The organism is Thorsellia anophelis DSM 18579, from assembly GCF_900111395.1.
Lineage (GTDB): Bacteria > Pseudomonadota > Gammaproteobacteria > Enterobacterales > Thorselliaceae > Thorsellia > Thorsellia anophelis.
In genome coordinates this window covers 83,436-100,639 of sequence record NZ_FOHV01000005.1, presented here as the reverse complement: position 1 = coordinate 100,639, position 17,204 = coordinate 83,436, and the positions used below count along the sequence as shown (strand labels likewise).

Here is a 17,204-nt window from a genome sequence, read left to right as displayed (position 1 = left end):
ACTTGCCCATATTTTGATTTGTGAAAATCAGACAGGAAACTCATTTGAATTTCATTATCAATTAATTACTTATATTAAAAAGTGAATTAAAGCGCAATTCTACGTCCAATCTCAACAACTTGCTCATTAGGTAAATGAAGTGAATCACTTGTCTTTATGCTATTACGAACTAACCAGGCAAATACTAAAGTTTGCCATTTGGGCATGATTTTATTTTTTTGTCTAACTACGATAGATTCAGAACTAACGTAATAGGTTGCGCTATCCTTATATTGATTAAAATTCATAATGTTAAGATTTGATAGTAAAAGTGGAATGTCTATTTTTTCCATAAAGCCAAAGTGTGCATTTATATGGTAGAAACCTTCACTTCTTTGTATTATGCTAGTACGAGTTTCATCAGTAATCCATGGGATATTATCACTGATTATAGTAATTGAAATGATTGATTTTGTAAGTGATTTGTTTCTTTCTACATGCCAGCTTAAAATAGGAGGAACCGATTCTTGTGCATGAGTAATAAACACTGAAACGCCCTCAACACGTGGGATTGCTTTATTTTTAATGTCACTAAAATAGTAATCAAATTCAATTTTTTTCTTAAATATGAGTTTGTTTAAACTAGTAAACCCCTTACGCCAGATTGACATGATCAGAAAAAAACATAATGAGAGTAAAATAGGCAGGTACCCTCCATGAAAAAATTTAGCTAAGCCAGCTATTACAAACATACCGTCAATAATCAAGAAAATGCCTATAATTAGCCCTATCAATAAGTACGATAATGACCAAATTTTTCGCATAGCAATTGCTAATAAACAAGTTGTTATTAGCATCATTATAGAAACCGAAATTCCATAAGCTGCTGCTAGATTTGCAGAGGATTTAAAATGTAGAATCAGTAAAATAGAAAGTGAAAAAAGCAATAAGTTGATTGCACCAATATAAATTTGTCCAGATCCTGATTCAGAGGTATGGATAATTCTCATATTAGGTAACCATCCTAATTGGATGGCTTGCCTTGAAAGCGAAAATGCGCCTGTGATTAGGGCTTGACTAGCTATGACAGTTGCTGTTGTTGCAAGTATTACCAATGGAATCACTAAGTATTCAGGCACCATGTTGAAAAAAATATTTTGCGTAATTCCTGATTGAAGAACAAACGCTCCTTGCCCAGCATAATTAAGTAATAAACTTGGAAATGCTAAAAAATACCATGCTTGTCTTATAGGTTTAATTCCAAAATGCCCCATATCTGCATAAAGCGCCTCAGCACCAGTCACACATAAAAATGCAGCACCTAAAATAGCAAAACTGATCCCAATATGATTAGATAGAAAATAAAATGCGTAGTAAGGGTTTGTAGCTCGTAAAATTGTTGGATAATGGATGATATTGACAATCCCTATAATGGCCAATATGGTGAACCAAACTACCATAATAGGGCCAAAAACTCTACCAACTTTAGCTGTGCCAAATGGTTGTATTGAAAAAAGTACTACCAAAATCGTGATTGCAATAGGAACGATAATTTTGTGGTCGAAGTTAAAAGCAACCTGAAGACCTTCTAATGCTGATAATATAGAAACTGCAGGTGTTAATGCACCATCACCATAGAGTAGTCCTGCGCCTATTAACCCAGCAAAGATAATCCAACTTTTCTTATAACCAGTTTTAATAATCAGAGACATTAGTGCAAGTAGCCCTCCTTCCCCATGATTATTTATCTTAAGCACGATAGAAACATATTTAACTGATGTGATGAGAATTAATGTCCAAAGGATAAGCGATACTAATCCTAAAATCGTATTTGTTGATGTATTTAATCCCTCGGTCATGCCAAGTAATACGTTAAAGGTATATAGTGGACTCGTACCTATATCACCAAATACAACACCGAGTGCTGCAATAAATAAAAATGAATGTTTTTTATCCGATGAATTAGGTTTAGTCGTACCTATTGTTTTATTAGTATAGGTAGCATGACTTACGGGTAAAATATTATGAGCCATTTTGAATCCTTTATAAGCATTAGAGCTGGTGATATTCCATTTGTTAATTAATTTTATTTTTAAGTTTTTTTCCATCTGATTGATATTTAAAGTTGTATTTTTTATTAAATAATTAAAAAGCTAATTGTCTAATCAGCCTATGAATTGAACTAAAAAGATATTTCAAGAGATAGATAATTAATTTATGTTGATTATCTATCTGTTAGTTTTTCATATCATAGGTTGATAATTCTCACTGTAACTGTTCTGTATTTAGTTTTCTGATATCTTCCTATTTATCAATTTTAGATAGTACATATTTAAATGAGAAAAAATCCTCTAAATATTGATTAAATTTATCTAATAATGGTAAAAGACGATATCCTTTTATATTTGGAATTAAGCTGCAATATTCACCTAGATATTAGGCAGAATAGAAAAAGTATTTTTAACATATATACTCTCTTGGTGTTTTTAGATAAATATTTCAAAGGTGTGTTTACCCAACCCATGATTGAAGATATGAAGCTGATATTCAGTAAGGTCTGTGACAATGTTGAATCAAAATTAAGCGAATTTGATGAAGAACATGACCATGTCAATTTGTTAATTAATTATCAGCCTAAAGTGTCAATATCAAGCTGAGTTAATAGTTTAAAAGGTGTATCGGGTCGAATGATTAGAAACAATATTATACCGAACTAGAAAAGAAACTTTGGAGAGCTTGTTTGTAGGTGTCTTCTTATTTTGAAGAAAATTGTGGTGGTTCGCCAATATCTATCATCAAGAAACATACAGAACAACAAAAGACATCACAAGACACCACAAGGATACGACTACGTCGTTACGCCTTATATTCTCGCCCTGAAGGACAGGGTTTTAAGGTGAAATGGATAAACCAATAGCATCATGAGTTGATAACTGCTCAGCATATTTAATAAAGTGCTTACTGTCGATACCTTTTGCTTGGGTTAGACATTTCCAATTAACTAACCTATACCAGTACATTCTCATTGGAGTAGGAATTGAATCATTCCTCATGCTCTTTAGCATTCTATAGTGCTCAGGAAATCCACAGTAAAGAGTCTAACTCATTGATAAATTGTTAGTATATTCAAGGCTTGTCGTGTGGTTACGTTTTTTAATTAAATTATCTTGTTGTTAAATATTGAAAAAATAATAGGAAAAATAGTAGAATATGTTAAGTACTATATTTAATTGTGATAATTGATTACACATTTAAATTCGCATTTACTATTGACCACTTTAATAAACTTAATTAGGAAATATTATGAATTTTTTAAAAGTATCTTTGATTAGCGTTATTCTATGTAATGCATTGCTAGTAGTTGGGTGTGATAATGCTAAAACTAATAACACTAATGAAGATAAAAATTCGAGCCAAGCAGAGACATCAACGACTGAAGCAAAAGCTACAGGTTACCCAGTAACTAAATATAATGCTTATATTGAATATTTGGACTTTTATAGGCGTAATTCTTTGCAAAATGTTAGCATAGGAGGGCTTACAATCGCTGAGCAGTTGAGAAATGGGGATTTTACAGCGATGTATAATGGTACTGCGAATCAGTACAAAAGTAAGGCTTCTTACCTCCAAGATAGAATATTAAATAAATTTGAGGGAAGTATTGAAGAACTTGACTCTGCTGCACAATCGATTGTTTCGACCATCAATGCAGCTCAGGCGGACTTTTTGGAACTCGAAACTTATGTAAGCTCACGTAAGTATGAAGATGATAATGGGGCTTTAGGTAAAACGCTAATGGAAAAAGTACTACCCCATTTAAAAGCGATAGATGCAGCAGAATTAGCATTTGAGATAGCACTTGACAAAGAAGGTATGAGATTAGAAGAACAAGATTTAGCAGAGCTTAAAGCCTCGGGTAATATACTTGGATACAATACACTTGCTTCAATTTCCCTAGGTGGAAAATTGACTGATATGATAGCTGAAGACCCAGAAACTGCATTGGCTACTGCTGGTAATTTAGAAATTATGAATAATCAAATAATTGAAATTGAAGGTTATTTGTCTGAAATTAAAAAAGTAGCTGACGCTGAAACCCCTGATAGTTTTAGGCAAAAGAAAATTAAAGATTTTTATGATGATACTCAGAAATTTATAGGTGCATATAGAAATACTCGTTCAAACCCAACGGGATATAATGCAGGTGAAGAAGTATTAGATGCTTATAATCACATGATATACAGCTATAATGATCTTATAAAATATAATTTATAATTGGTAATATAACTCTATCAAGAACCACATACAGTCGTACGCCCCTGATAACTTATGTTAGTTAATAGGGGCCTAACGTACCTAATGAATATTTAAATGTGTATGTCAGTTCATCGCAGTTCGAGCTAATACTTGATTAATACTTTTAAGCACGTGGATGGTGCTGTTTGTGCAATTGTTGAAGTCTTGCATTAGCAATATGTGTATAAATTTGAGTCGTTGATAAAGAACTATGGCCCAATAGCATTTGCACAACTCGTAGGTCAGCACCATAATTTAATAAGTGTGTAGCGAATGCATGGCGTAAAACATGAGGCGACAGGAGTTTAGTATCGATATCAGCAATCAAGGCGTAATGCTTCACTCTATGCCAAAATGTTTGTCTTGTCATTTGTTGGCCACGATTACTTAAAAATAGAGAGTCATTTGCAGTGCGGTGATCTATGAATAAAGCAGGCCTTGCTTCATTTAAATATGTTTCTACCCACTGTATAGCATGTTCTCCTAAAGGAACTAAGCGCTCTTTATCTCCTTTACCTACAACTCGAACAACCCCTTGATTTAAATTTATATCATTAAATGTTAGAGATATGAGTTCGGTAACACGAAGCCCTGTTGCATAAAGCACCTCTAGCATGGCTTTATCTCTAAGTTCTATTGTATCAGCAGTGTTAGGGGCAGCTAAAAGCGCATCAACTTTTGATTCACTGAGCTCTTTAGGGAGCCTTTTAGGAATTTTTGGAGGATGGAGTTTAGCGCTTGGATCATCTTGTCTGTGTGAATGACTATATAGATACAGGTAAAAGCGTTTAATAGCACTCATCATCCGAGCTATGCTGCTAGTTTTATATTCAGCTGAAAATCTATCATTAATCATAGTTTGAAGCATTTCTTTTTCAGCATGTAGTAGTGTTGATTTCTGAGAACATAAAAATGAAGAGGCAGCAGTCAAATCTAGTCGATATGAGTCAATTGTATTTTTTGCTAAACTGTGTTCTAACCAGAGATAGTCTAAAAATTCATTGATCATGTTGACGTCATCTGATTGTGGTGTCTTTTTAGTATCAACGTTGTTGCTCTTTAGGATCGAGTGATTAGAATTCTCTTTAGTTGGCATGGTCTATCCAAAATGGTTGTAATCAATTAAGAGGCTTGCCTATTTTAATAATTCAGATAAGATTGGGCAAGTGGATTGTTGGTTATTGGGGCACTGGTCCGAAAGTTTTGTTAATGTTGCTTTCACTTCAGTCAATAAATTGATTTGTTGGGTAATAAGCTCAATTTTTTGTAAGATTGTTTTATTCACATCTTCACTTTTACGACAAGGTGATCGCCATAAGCTTATTAATGTTCGGCACTCTTCAAGTGAAAACCCAACATCTCTAGCACGTTTAATGAGTTTTAGGGTTTGTAAGTGTGCTTGTGTATACTGGCGATAACCATTTTTTTGGCGAAAAGGGGCATCTAATAGCTGAGTTGCTTCATAAAATCGAATCGATTTTGGGGTAAGTCCCACAAGTTTTGCAATCTCACCTATTTTCATTTTTTCTTTCCTTAAATATGCATGCCATAAAATATTAATAACTATATAGGGATTATTTTCAACAGTGATAATATTGTTATGATTAACATACCACTTTTTAAGAAAAAATGCATAAGAAAAAAGAATCTATGGCTAATTCAAATGAAGTATAAATTTTTTCAAACTAATATTAAAATTTAAAATATACCGTATGCAATTTGCATCTAATGAATGATAAGACCGATAACTATATTATGAGGAATCTAGGTAAATGAGCCATTTTACAGTGATAGGATTAGGGCGTTTTGGTATTACAACAAGTTTGGAGCTGATTCGTTTAGGTCACACAGTTACTGGTGTCGACAGTAATCCGAAAATAGTCGAAAAATATGTTGATCATTTAACACAATCGATTGTGTGTGACGCGAGCGATCTGAGTGCCTTACATGAGATAGATATTTTAGCGAGTGATGTGGTTGTCGTTGCTATTGGTTCAGATATGCAGGCCAGTCTAATGACTGTCTTGGCTCTACAAGACATTGGGGCAAAAACTATTTGGGTTAAGTCAAATACAAAAGCGCATCAAACTATTGTGTCGAAACTAGGGGTCGCCAAAATCATTCATCCTGAAGAAGATATGGGCATACATGTCGCACAATCATTAAATTACCCAATGGTAGAAGATTATATTGCCATGGGAAATGGCATTTATGTTGTGACTTTACATATTTCACCTAATTTAGCAGGTCAGACATTAGGAACGGTTCTGCTTGATGCTTTTAACGATGTTCATCCCATGGCTTTAAAGCGCCATCACGAAATCATTACGCCACTTAATCATGAAAGTGTCCTTCATGCGCATGATAAATTATTATTAGTAGCAGATCATTTAAAATTAAAATCAATTGCAAATGCATTTACTTAATCATGAATTGAGCTAGTGTGGTTTACTCATAGTCTCAAGCTAATAAGGTGAAGTAGTTTTTACTGAAAAACTCGTCTCTGTTTTGTTTGCTTTGAATTTAAAAAGGATTAATTGGCATGTTGGCTAGATTTAAAGCGTTATTAGATAGCTTAGGTTTTAGAGTTAAAAAACGAAATGGCTTTGTGCATTTAAAACAAGATAATATGCAACTTAATTATACGTTAAGCGAAAAACCATCGAAGCCTAAGCAGAATCGAAAAATTGAATTAGCGCCTCCTGCGATTTTAAGCCTTTGTATATTAGGGTTAGTGGTATTAGGCGCTGTCATATTAAAATTGCCGGTCTCAACGACGACACCGATTAGTTGGATAGAGAGTTTTTTTACAGCTACTTCTGCCGTAACAGTAACTGGATTAGGCGTTGTTGATACTGGAACGAGATTTACTATATTTGGTCAGACTGTCATCGCGATTTTAATCCAGTTTGGAGGGTTAGGATTAATGACGTTTGCAGTTGTTACGATTATTGCTTTAGGGGGGAGATTAGGATTTTTAAATCGAACGGTTGCTAAAGAAGCGTTTAATCAAACAGATTCTGATACTATTTTCTCTACGGCAAAGGCAGTCATCATTTTTTCCTTATCAGTAGAATTAATCGGATTTAGTGCACTTTCAATTTATTGGGCTGGGGAGTATGGTATATCTAAAGGTCTCTTTCATGCCTTTTTTTATACAATTAGCGCCTACAATAATGCTGGTTTTGCTCTCTCAGCTGATAATTTAATTCAATTTGTGGCTGATCCTATGGTGACATTAACTATCTCTGTATTAATTATTGTTGGTGGATTAGGATTTTCAGTCTGGATAGATATTCTTCGTAAACGGACTTGGCAGAAACTAACTGTGTATAGCAGAATGATGATTTTAGGTACGCTCGGGCTTAATTTAGGGGCATTTATACTCATATATTTACTTGAATATAATAATCCAAATACATTTGTAAAACTAACCGAAAGCGGTAAATGGTTAGCATCGTGGTTTCAAGCGGTATCACCTAGAACAGCTGGCTTTAATACTTTAGATTATAGCCAGGTGGAAGATTCTACAACCGTGTTGACACTTCTATTGATGTTTATTGGTGGTGGTTCGTTAAGTACTGCAAGTGGTATTAAGGTTGTCACATTTATGCTATTAATCTTGGCAAGTTATAGTTACATCAGGCGCAGAGAGCAAATTTCTATATTCAATCGAGAAATTGCTCCTAGCAGTATTCATAAAGCATTTTCTTTAACTATTTTATCTATGGCAATTGCTTGGCTAGCTATTTTCATTTTAACTTTGTCAGAAGACGCACCTTTTTTGGATATCACCTTTGAGGTGATTTCTGCACTAGGTACCGTGGGATTATCCAGAGGGTTAACTGCAAATTTGAGTGATTTTGGATTGATAATCATTATGTTTGTTATGATGATAGGTAGGCTAGGTCCTCTAACTTTTATTTATTTTTTTGCTCGTCCGCAGCATAAAAAATTACGGTATGTTGAGATAAAAATGCCGATTGGTTAAGCAAGAACTTATTGAGTAGTGTGAATGGCAATTGTAATAAAGTTTTTCTATATTTTGTAATTAGCAAAGCTGAACGTTACGGAGAATGTAAGTACTAAAGGTGATGAATAATTTACTATGCTTATTCTTGTTATGAATAGTGTGATAACCATTCTGATACTTAAATAATTTAAATTATTACTAATTCTACTTTAATGTGAGGTGATTAAGAGATCACATCTATAAATAATCAAATGATAGGTCAAACATGATAATACAAGACGATATACCAAATAATATAAATATTCGGATTGATGAATTAAGTGATCCAGTTATTGAGATAGCAAAACAAGCAGGTGCGGCTATTTTGGAAATTTATCAATCAGTTGAAACATACACAACCGAAAAGAAAGCCGATGATTCTCCTGTCACAGATGCAGATATTGCCGCAGATAAGATTATTTCAAAAAAATTAAGAGAATTAACGCCTCAAATTCCTATCTTGAGTGAAGAATCACTTATTGATTTTGAAACTCGTAAAACTTGGCAAGCCTACTGGTTAGTCGATCCATTAGATGGAACACGTGAATTTATTAAACGTAATGGAGAGTTTACTGTGAATATTGCCCTAATTAACCAGGGTAGGCCTGTATTTGGTGTGATTCATGCACCCGTCAAAGAGGTCACTTATTTTGGATTTAATCATAAAGCTTGGAAAGAAATGTCAGGTCAGCGTATACAAATTAAGCCCAAATCGGCAAATCCAATTAAAATCAGTGTTAGTCGCTCTCATCGTTGTCAACAAATAGATGAATTATTAGCTAAATTAAACAATTTTGAAGTTAAAACAGTAGGTTCCTCATTGAAATTTTGCTGGCTAGCTGAGGGGGAAATACAATATTACCCTCGAGCAAATTCGATTAGCCTTTGGGATATTGCAGCTGGAGAAGCGATATTAACGGCTGCTGGAGCGAACATGACAGACTGGGAAGGAAATCAAATTGATTATACGCCAAGCCCCTCTTTTAGTGCACCACCTTTCAAAGCCTGGTTTGGTGATTTTAATTAATATGTATTCGAGGAACTGGCAAAATTAGGCGGGAATAAGATTATTTGAGTTAATTCTAATATCTGGGATTGTAAAGTAAACATCAGATTCTTAAATGTTTTATGGTGAAATGAGTTCGCTAAAACTAAAAAAATCGATAGAAGATAAAACGTGTTAATCATCTATACACTCGGCTATGACAATAAGAATCGACTCCTTTTGAGGGATATTCATTTAAGCAATCTATTAGCATTAATAACTACCGTAATTGAAGATAGCGCCATCGCTAATGCACTAAACATAGGGCTAAGTAGCACCTCAGTGAATGGGTATAATATTCCAGCTGCTACAGGAATGAGCAAAATATTATAAATAAATGCAAAAAATAAATTTTGTTTCATGTTTTTTTCAACTTGCTTGGCTAAATTGAATATTTCAGGTAATTTAGTTAAATCATTTTTGAGTAGAATATAATCAGCAGATTGCTTAGCGATATCACTGCCTTCCCCCATTGCAATACTCAACTCTGCTATCGCTAAAGCTGGAGCATCATTAATACCATCACCAATCATAGCCACTTTTTGCCCTTTAGATTGGAGATATTCAATGTGTTTGGCTTTTTCGACTGGCTTAACTTCAGCTATAACATTAGAGAGCCCTAATGATTTAGCAATAAAATCAGCGTTATGCTGATTATCCCCAGTCAGCAACCAGATTTCAAACGATTGGCTGAGTGTATGCAGTAAATTTTTTGCTGAGTCTTGTAGAGTATCTTGAATAATAAATATTGCCGTTAAGACATTGTCTTTGGAAAAATATATCAGCGTAGAACCTTGCTGTTCATAAGTTTTGAGTTGATGTGTGATAGTGTCATAAAGCGACATGTCGACTTGATTATCACGTAACCAAGATGCATTTCCAATTACGTAGCGCTTGTCTGCTATTACCCCTCTAATACCTTGACCGGGTGCATTTTCAAACGCCTCACTAGTCATAGAATTGATAGGTTGGGGTAGGCCTCTGCTCGTTAAAATATGGTTTCTTTCTTCCAAAGCCGACTTCATTGCAAGGGCAAGTGGGTGACTTGACCCTGTTTCTAATGAGACAGCTTCAGTTAGCCATGACACTTCAGTGATTAATTTTTCACTTGATTGTTGTTCAAGGAAAATTCTATCGCCATTTGTATCTAAATGGGCATTTAGATTAGAGACAGTTAAATCTAGTATCTCAACAATATAGGGTTTACCAATCGTGAGCGTCCCTGTTTTATCAAATACTAGAGTATCAATTTTATTCGCACGCTCCAAGACACTTGCATCAGCAACCAAAACGCCGAGTTTAGCGGCTCTGGCTACACTGGTAGTAATTGAAATTGGGACAGCTAGCCCAAGAGCGCAGGGACAGGCTATAATCAGTACTGAAATCGATGTAAGTAATGCATAACTTAATTTAGGAGTAGGACCAAATATTAACCAAATCAAAGCAGTCATGATAGCAATCGCGATGATAGAAGGGACAAAAATACTTGCAACTTTATCCGCTAACTTGGCGAGTTTTGGTTTACTACTCTGTGCTTTTTGAACTGTTTTAATGATATGAGCAAGAGCCGTTTTTTCCCCTACTTCTGTAGCTAAGAATGTTGCGCTGCCTGTGATAACATGGCTGCCCGCGTAAACGGGGGAGTTAGGTTTTGCGATAACTTCTTTAGATTCTCCAGTTAACAAGCTTTCATTCAGTGTTATAACCCCAGTTTGAATGATGCCATCAACTGGTACTTTGTCGCCTGTTCTCAGTCTTAATAACATGCCGGGTAAAACAGTGGTTAAATCAACAAGACTTTCACCCGTAGGTAAAATGAGGATTGCTTGTTGCGGTGTTAAATCCAGTAATTGTTCTAATGCTGCATTCGCTCTTTTTTTTGCGCGCTTTTCAATGTATTTACCAAGGTTGATTAGACCAATAATCATAACGCTTGATTCAAAGTAAAGGTGTCGTTCAGATTCGGGCATGATTTCAGGGAATAAGGTCAGGATAAATGAATATCCAAAGGCTGCACTGACACCAAGCACAACCAGTGTATCCATATTGGTTTCCTTGTGCTTAAGCTTTTTCCAAGCACTACAATAAAAGTGCCCTCCTGTTAAATACAAAAGCCCTAATGTTATTAGTCCTATTATTAGCCAAATGATTCGGTTCGACTCAGTTAAACTCATGCCATAAATCAATCCATAAAGCATAAGTGCAATTCCAGTTCCTAATGAGATGAGTGTTTTTAACCATAATGGGTCAGTCTTATTCTCATTTGATATTAAATGAGACGCACTGGCATGTAAATTAAAGGGCGTTGCTTTGTAGCCTGTCTCATTTAATTTTTGGATAACTTCTGGAAATACCTTTGATTGTCCAACGATTAATACAGTTTCACTTGCTAAATTAACTTGGAATTCATCTAGTACATTTAGAGTGCGTAGCGTTTTTTCAATTGAGCCGACACAACTTGCACACGTCATACCTTCAATAGAAAGTAATAGAGACTCATTTTGAGAGCAAAGACTAGGCTGGGTTAATTCTTTCGTTTCGTATTCATTCATATTAATTACTGCTTGATGAGGTGTGCTTATTTTTGACATCCTTATATTTTTAGCTAATACATAGTCAGTATTTTTCACCTCATTTACCTGGTTTAAGGATTTACTGTAAGTCTGCTCAATGATTTCTGCGTGATATCCAAGTTCGGTTACTGTTTTTATGATAAGGTGGTAAATTGTAGATTCATCAATTTGTGATAGGTCGTTCTCAATTTTATTAAATGCAATAATAGTTTGACTCTTGTCAATAAATATCACATCTATAAAGGCTAACTTGGTTAAAGCTTCATTGAGCTTAGTTACACATTTCATACAAGATAAGCCACTTAAAGTGAAATTTAGGTAATTTAAATGATTGTTTTGGGGGGATTGAACCTCATTGCTTGATACAAAAGATAAATAACCTCTGTATCCCAAGGAGGTTAATGTGTTTTTAATCATACTAATTATCTGAACCTTAACTGAATGTTTCTCAGTATTCACATCGGATTTTAATGTAAGGTTAAGTTTATGCTTAGTGACCGTAAAATGCTCGATCTCTGAAATATTATTCAGCTCACTTTGAAGTCGGTTAACACATTTTTGGCTCGATAGACCTAATAGATTAAAATGGAGTGATTGATCGAATATCATATTGCATCCTAGAAAAAAATTAGAATATTAGCTGAGTAAAAATAGTTAGTACTCACTATAAACCTTCCTGTAGCGGTAAGGTCAAGTCATTTATCCCAATTTTTTTCATTCATACACCTAAACATGTTAAAATCAATTTAGGTTGTTTACCCAGTGTGCTTTTAGTGCCCATTGAGTTCAATAGTCTAGCTTAGGTATTTTTGATTAAATAAATTGATTCAATACCATGCCATCGTTATGTTTTTATTATTAGGGGGCCCTATGTGGTTTACAAATGCTCGTATTTATCAACTTAAAGAAGATGAATCGATACTGGTTGATAATTTAAATGATTTGTTAGCTAGAGAATCATTTAAACCTTGTCAATCGCAAGAAATAATGAAAATGGGGTGGGGGGCGCCACTAGATATTAATCCAGATTTATTTCTACACCAAGTTGCACAGCAGCGCTTGTTAGTCATGAGAAAAGAAGAAAAAATGCTCCCCGCACAAGTTATTAAACAACAGTTACAATTAAAAATTAATGAAGTTGAAACAGCAACAAATCGAAAACTTAGTAAGGCTGAAAAAGCAACATTGAAAGAAGAAGTGATTATTACTCTACTTCCTAGAGCTTTCAGTCGTTATAGCCAAACTTGGATGTGGATTGATTTGCCAAATAAACGAATCATCATCAATTCAGCAAGCGCTAAGCGCTCAGAGGAAATATTAAGCCTATTACGTAAAACAGTAGGTAGTTTACCTGTTGTGCCACTTATTCCTGACGTTCCTTTGGAAAATACAATGACTACATGGCTGGTAAAAGATGAATTACCGAGTTTTATGCAATTTGGTCAGGAAGCTGAATTGAAATCAAGTGAAACTGACGGCGGCGTCATTCGATGTAAGCAGCAAGATTTACAAACTGATGAAATATTGCAGCATATTGAAAATAGTAAATTAGTAACAAATATTGCATTGAATTGGCGAGAGAAAGTTGATTTCATTTTAACAAATGAAGCAGTGTTGAAACGTATAAAATTTACTGATGTCGTAAAAGAACAAAATAGTGACATCGACAAAAGTGACTACGCGCAAAGGTTTGATGCCGATTTTGTATTAATGAGCGGTGAGCTAACCAAACTAATTGATGATTTGTTTAGTTAGTATTAGTAAGTTAATTGTAAATAATGCTTACAGATCAAATGTTTCAATTGATTTTTAAGTGTTATTTTTGTTATAATTTGAAAAGAACATGGAGAAATAAATGAAAGCAATTCAAACGACTGGTGCCCCTGCTGCGATAGGACCTTATGTTCAAGCAGTCGATATTGGTTCACTTGTGTTTACATCAGGTCAAATTCCTGTTAATCCAAAAACAGGGGAGATTCCTGACACTATTATACTGCAAACACAGCAAGCGCTTGAAAATGTGAAAGCCATTATCACCCAAGCAGGGCTTAATGTAAGTAATATTATTAAAATGACAGTTTTCATTAAAAATATGGAAGATTTTGCAGAAATTAATACGGTTTATGAGTCTTTTTTCATAGACAATCAATCTGGCTTTCCAGCGCGTTCTTGTGTAGAAGTTGCAAGATTACCCAAAGATGTATTAATTGAAATAGAAGCTATCGCAGTTAGAGTATAGTCTAACCTAATACGTGAATGGTATTCTTAAAGTTGCTTTATGGATTGAAGCTATTGTGTTTGAAGACTGCTCAAAATAAATGAAACTAAGTAGGCTAAATAATATCTTGATGTTTTTAGCCTACTTATTTCAGATTAAAATGATGATATTTTTCCTCTATTCGCTCTAAATAAAACAAGGATGTTTATACGTGTTTTCTTATATAAAAATATCAACAAAACGATTAATAAATCACTTTCCAACAAAAGATAAATATAAGTTGACTTCAATCATCATCTTTATTCTAGGGGTGATACTTGCATCCATCTCCTTTTTTAATCTTCTACCAAGTAAATTTACTTCATTAAGCACTAATAGCATTGAGCAAACAAGGTTTAAAGACTCTGTTTCTGGGCTGATTAAAATGGTAAGTAGCGCCGATAAAGCACTCAATAACGAATTAAAAAGATTCTCTTATGAATTACAACTCTATTATCCCGATGAATATTATATTGATCCAAATGAAACTATTTTGATAAATGGAATTGAAACCCCAAAGTTAATGAATGGAGATAAAGTTATTAATTTGAATGAAACTATTCCAGATCATTTTTTAAAAACGACTGGTGTTGTCTCAACAATATTTGTGCGAAAAGGGGATGATTTTATTCGCATATCAACATCAGTTGAAGATGAAAATAATGATCGTGCAGTAGGTACAATACTATTACGTAGTAGCCCTGCGTATAACAAAATTATTCAAGGTGAAAGTTATTTTGGACCCACGATTCTTTTTGGGCAACACTATATGAGCAAATATAGACCAATTACAAACGAAAGCGGTGAAGTTATCGGTATTTTATTTTTGGGTATCGATGTAGTTGGACAATTTAATTCTAGCGAAAAAATATAATTTTACTAAGTAGATACGTTTGACGAGTTATAATAAATTTAACATCAAGTCAAACTTTGCTTATGAAAAACACACTTAAAATTACTTTAATCTCAGTTATATACCCTCAGAAAAATCAAGATGAATTAACTGAGGGAAATTACTGATTAAAAATATAAATTACAGATGAATTTCATAGCATGGTTCATACGCCGTACCACCTGGTAACTTCATTCTGTCTTGTTCAACAAAACTTTGTAGCAATTTATCCATTCTTTGCATAATATCAGGATCGCCAGATAAGATGTAACGCCCATGCTTTTCAATGGCTTTTATACCAGATTCTTTGACATTCCCAGCTACAATACCAGAAAATGCACGTCTAAGATCGGCAGCTAGTTTTTCTACAGGTCTATCTTTGTGTAAGTCTAAGCTAGCCATATTTTCATGCGTTGGATTGAAGGGTACTTGTAAGTCGTGATTGATTTTTAGCCCCCAATTAAATGAATAGGCATCGCCCGTTTGGCGTCTATGTTCTTTTACATGCGCCATTGCTTTTTTCATCCGCCTTGCCACATCTTCCGGATCATCAATAATAATTGTATAGTGTTTTCTCGCCTCTTCGCCAAGAGTCGCAACAATGAATTCATCCATTGCGTAAAAATAATCTGCTGCACTCTTAGGGCCAGTCAGAATAAGTGGAATTTCTGCATCTTTATTCTCTGGGTTGAGTAAAATGCCAAGTAGGTATAAAAGTTCTTCGGCTGTACCGGGTCCTCCTGGGAATATGATAATTCCATGTCCAAGACGTACAAATGCTTCTAGTCTCTTTTCAATATCTGGCATGATAATTAGCTCATTAACTAATGGATTAGGTGGCTCTGCTGCGATAATTGAAGGTTCTGTAATACCAAGAAAACGGCTTTGATGATAGCGCTGCTGAGCATGTCCCACTGCAGCTCCTTTCATTGGACCTTCCATAATACCAGGACCACAGCCAGTACAAATATTTAATCCACGAAGTCCTAATTGATTACCAACGCGTCTAGAATAGAGATATTCTTCAGCACCAATAGAGTGCCCACCCCAACAAACGATTAAATTAGGGTCTTCATCAAGTCTTAACGCACGTGCATTACGTAAAATGGTAAAGACAAGATTAGTCATATGTGCACTTGCACTTGGATCTGTTTCATCAAAATCTGCATATTTCTCTGTGATTTGCTCACCAACAAATAAAATATCTCGTAAAACAGCAAATAAATTCGCTTGGATGGAACGAATAATATGACCATCTACAAAAGCATGTGTAGGAGGATTCACTAGTTCTAATTTTATGCCACGCTCACGTCTCAAAACATTAACTGAAAAATTAGAATGTTTCTCAAGTAATTCCTTGCTGTTATCTGTTAGGCTGCCAGAGTTTAATACGGCTAATGAACAATTACGAAAAAGACGGTAAAGATCTCCTTTAGAGGTCTCTTTTAAACGGTCGACTTCAATCTGTGATAACAGATCCATTGCACCTAAGGGACTAATTTGTGTAATCAACGTAGGGACTCCTATTTCTAAAGATTGTTTTAAGTTTTATCACCATAATGTAAATCGGCAATTTAAGTTTATTTGAAACGATTACATGATAAAACAGCAGGTTCCAATTCTAACTAGCTTATTTTAGCACGGTGTACAAAAAATTAACACAATGATGACTCTATCAACATTTAAACTGCTCCATATTAGTCCGTGAATTAAATTTCGAAGGGAAAATATAATGATGGCATGAAAGAATTTCGCTTAAGTATCATTTTTTAAGTTATTGTATTTTAATGATAAGAATTCACACAAATAAATTAATCACTGCTTAAGCTGAAAACAGAGCAGGAGACATAAAAAATAAGTAAAACAGTTGCTCAAAAATAAAGCAAAAAAAAGATTTTCTTGCTTGCTTGTCGGGCGAGAGTTAGGCAAAATGCGCGTCACATTAAAAGGGCCGACATCCAAATTGGGTGGCGGTTATTTTTTTGCGTTAAAGTTCTATTTTATCAGTTATTTGAGAAAATAGAGTGAAGTTTTGAAAAGCTATACAACAATCGAGAGTAAAAATCGTTAATTGTTAAAATAAACAGTTAACTAATAAACCAAAAGGGGCCGGAAAATATCCGGAGAATATTTTATCCAAAGCGTTTAGA

The 17,204-nt window shown here is 34.4% G+C and carries 14 protein-coding genes; 8 read left to right on the top strand and 6 right to left on the bottom strand.

The annotated features are described in order from the left end of the window. Positions 1-86: 86 nt before the first annotated feature. A complete protein-coding gene (locus BMW37_RS04380) occupies positions 87-2,012 on the bottom strand; it encodes a potassium transporter Kup (protein ID WP_093318093.1) in 1,926 nt (641 codons plus the stop codon). 345 nt (positions 2,013-2,357) lie between these two features. Here BMW37_RS04380 and BMW37_RS15890 point away from each other — a divergent pair, with 345 nt between their 5' ends. Next, complete coding sequence (locus BMW37_RS15890; RefSeq protein ID WP_425441757.1) at positions 2,358-2,636, top strand: transposase; 279 nt, start codon at positions 2,358-2,360, stop codon at positions 2,634-2,636. A 234-nt stretch (positions 2,637-2,870) separates the two neighbouring features. Here BMW37_RS15890 and BMW37_RS15070 read toward each other — a convergent pair whose 3' ends face one another. Further along, a complete protein-coding gene (locus BMW37_RS15070; protein ID WP_177168570.1) occupies positions 2,871-3,044 on the bottom strand; it encodes a hypothetical protein in 174 nt (57 codons plus the stop codon). Between the two features lie 238 nt (positions 3,045-3,282). Here BMW37_RS15070 and BMW37_RS04370 point away from each other — a divergent pair, with 238 nt between their 5' ends. Beyond that, positions 3,283-4,254 carry a DUF3829 domain-containing protein gene (locus BMW37_RS04370; protein WP_093318092.1) on the top strand — a complete coding sequence of 324 codons (972 nt, stop codon included), beginning with the start codon at positions 3,283-3,285 and terminating at the stop codon, positions 4,252-4,254. A gap of 145 nt (positions 4,255-4,399) precedes the next feature. Here BMW37_RS04370 and xerD read toward each other — a convergent pair whose 3' ends face one another. Next, the gene (xerD, locus tag BMW37_RS04365) at positions 4,400-5,284 is read right to left on the bottom strand and encodes a site-specific tyrosine recombinase XerD (protein ID WP_093318223.1); all 885 of its coding nucleotides are present in this window, start codon (positions 5,282-5,284) and stop codon (positions 4,400-4,402) included. A 126-nt stretch (positions 5,285-5,410) separates the two neighbouring features. After that, the gene (locus BMW37_RS04360) at positions 5,411-5,797 is read right to left on the bottom strand and encodes a MerR family transcriptional regulator (protein ID WP_093318091.1); all 387 of its coding nucleotides are present in this window, start codon (positions 5,795-5,797) and stop codon (positions 5,411-5,413) included. Between the two features lie 250 nt (positions 5,798-6,047). Here BMW37_RS04360 and BMW37_RS04355 point away from each other — a divergent pair, with 250 nt between their 5' ends. The 3 genes from BMW37_RS04355 to cysQ all read left to right on the top strand — a co-directional run bounded on the left by BMW37_RS04355 (position 6,048) and on the right by cysQ (position 9,314). Beyond that, positions 6,048-6,701, top strand: coding sequence for a potassium channel family protein (locus tag BMW37_RS04355; protein WP_093318086.1), 654 nt, complete (start codon positions 6,048-6,050; stop codon positions 6,699-6,701). 116 nt (positions 6,702-6,817) lie between these two features. After that, positions 6,818-8,266, top strand: a complete 1,449-nt coding sequence (locus BMW37_RS04350; protein ID WP_218139456.1) for a TrkH family potassium uptake protein — start codon at positions 6,818-6,820, stop codon at positions 8,264-8,266. Between the two features lie 247 nt (positions 8,267-8,513). Next, complete coding sequence (cysQ, locus tag BMW37_RS04345; RefSeq protein ID WP_093318085.1) at positions 8,514-9,314, top strand: 3'(2'),5'-bisphosphate nucleotidase CysQ; 801 nt, start codon at positions 8,514-8,516, stop codon at positions 9,312-9,314. 209 nt (positions 9,315-9,523) lie between these two features. Here the strand turns inward: cysQ and BMW37_RS04340 are convergent, their stop codons facing one another. Continuing rightward, positions 9,524-12,193 (bottom strand): heavy metal translocating P-type ATPase, encoded by a 2,670-nt coding sequence (locus BMW37_RS04340; RefSeq protein ID WP_177168576.1) that lies wholly within the window; start codon positions 12,191-12,193, stop codon positions 9,524-9,526. A gap of 582 nt (positions 12,194-12,775) precedes the next feature. Here BMW37_RS04340 and rdgC point away from each other — a divergent pair. The 3 genes from rdgC to BMW37_RS04325 all read left to right on the top strand — a co-directional run bounded on the left by rdgC (position 12,776) and on the right by BMW37_RS04325 (position 15,036). Further along, on the top strand, positions 12,776-13,660 hold the full coding sequence (gene rdgC / locus BMW37_RS04335) for a recombination-associated protein RdgC (RefSeq protein ID WP_093318083.1): 885 nt from the start codon (positions 12,776-12,778) through the stop codon (positions 13,658-13,660). Positions 13,661-13,760: 100 nt separating this feature from the next. After that, positions 13,761-14,144, top strand: a complete 384-nt coding sequence (locus BMW37_RS04330; protein ID WP_093318082.1) for a RidA family protein — start codon at positions 13,761-13,763, stop codon at positions 14,142-14,144. Between the two features lie 190 nt (positions 14,145-14,334). Further along, positions 14,335-15,036: a Cache 3/Cache 2 fusion domain-containing protein gene (locus tag BMW37_RS04325; protein WP_177168575.1), complete on the top strand. Its 702-nt coding sequence runs from the start codon at positions 14,335-14,337 to the stop codon at positions 15,034-15,036. Between the two features lie 159 nt (positions 15,037-15,195). Here the strand turns inward: BMW37_RS04325 and ppnN are convergent, their stop codons facing one another. Next, positions 15,196-16,566 carry a nucleotide 5'-monophosphate nucleosidase PpnN gene (ppnN, locus tag BMW37_RS04320; protein ID WP_093318080.1) on the bottom strand — a complete coding sequence of 457 codons (1,371 nt, stop codon included), beginning with the start codon at positions 16,564-16,566 and terminating at the stop codon, positions 15,196-15,198. Between the last annotated feature and the right edge of the window lie 638 nt (positions 16,567-17,204).

Excerpts from the sequence above, each read along its gene's own strand:
- BMW37_RS04380 (WP_093318093.1), bottom strand. The coding sequence starts at position 2,012 with ATGGCTCATAATATTTTACCCGTAAGTCATGCTACCTATACTAATAAA.
- BMW37_RS04350 (WP_218139456.1), top strand. The coding sequence starts at position 6,818 with ATGTTGGCTAGATTTAAAGCGTTATTAGATAGCTTAGGTTTTAGAGTT.
- BMW37_RS04330 (WP_093318082.1), top strand. The coding sequence starts at position 13,761 with ATGAAAGCAATTCAAACGACTGGTGCCCCTGCTGCGATAGGACCTTAT.
- BMW37_RS15070 (WP_177168570.1), bottom strand. The coding sequence starts at position 3,044 with ATGCTAAAGAGCATGAGGAATGATTCAATTCCTACTCCAATGAGAATG.
- BMW37_RS04355 (WP_093318086.1), top strand. The coding sequence starts at position 6,048 with ATGAGCCATTTTACAGTGATAGGATTAGGGCGTTTTGGTATTACAACA.
- cysQ (WP_093318085.1), top strand. The coding sequence starts at position 8,514 with ATGATAATACAAGACGATATACCAAATAATATAAATATTCGGATTGAT.
- xerD (WP_093318223.1), bottom strand. The coding sequence starts at position 5,284 with ATGATCAATGAATTTTTAGACTATCTCTGGTTAGAACACAGTTTAGCA.
- rdgC (WP_093318083.1), top strand. The coding sequence starts at position 12,776 with ATGTGGTTTACAAATGCTCGTATTTATCAACTTAAAGAAGATGAATCG.
- BMW37_RS15890 (WP_425441757.1), top strand. The coding sequence starts at position 2,358 with ATGGTAAAAGACGATATCCTTTTATATTTGGAATTAAGCTGCAATATT.
- BMW37_RS04340 (WP_177168576.1), bottom strand. The coding sequence starts at position 12,193 with ATGAAATGTGTAACTAAGCTCAATGAAGCTTTAACCAAGTTAGCCTTT.
- BMW37_RS04360 (WP_093318091.1), bottom strand. The coding sequence starts at position 5,797 with ATGAAAATAGGTGAGATTGCAAAACTTGTGGGACTTACCCCAAAATCG.
- BMW37_RS04370 (WP_093318092.1), top strand. The coding sequence starts at position 3,283 with ATGAATTTTTTAAAAGTATCTTTGATTAGCGTTATTCTATGTAATGCA.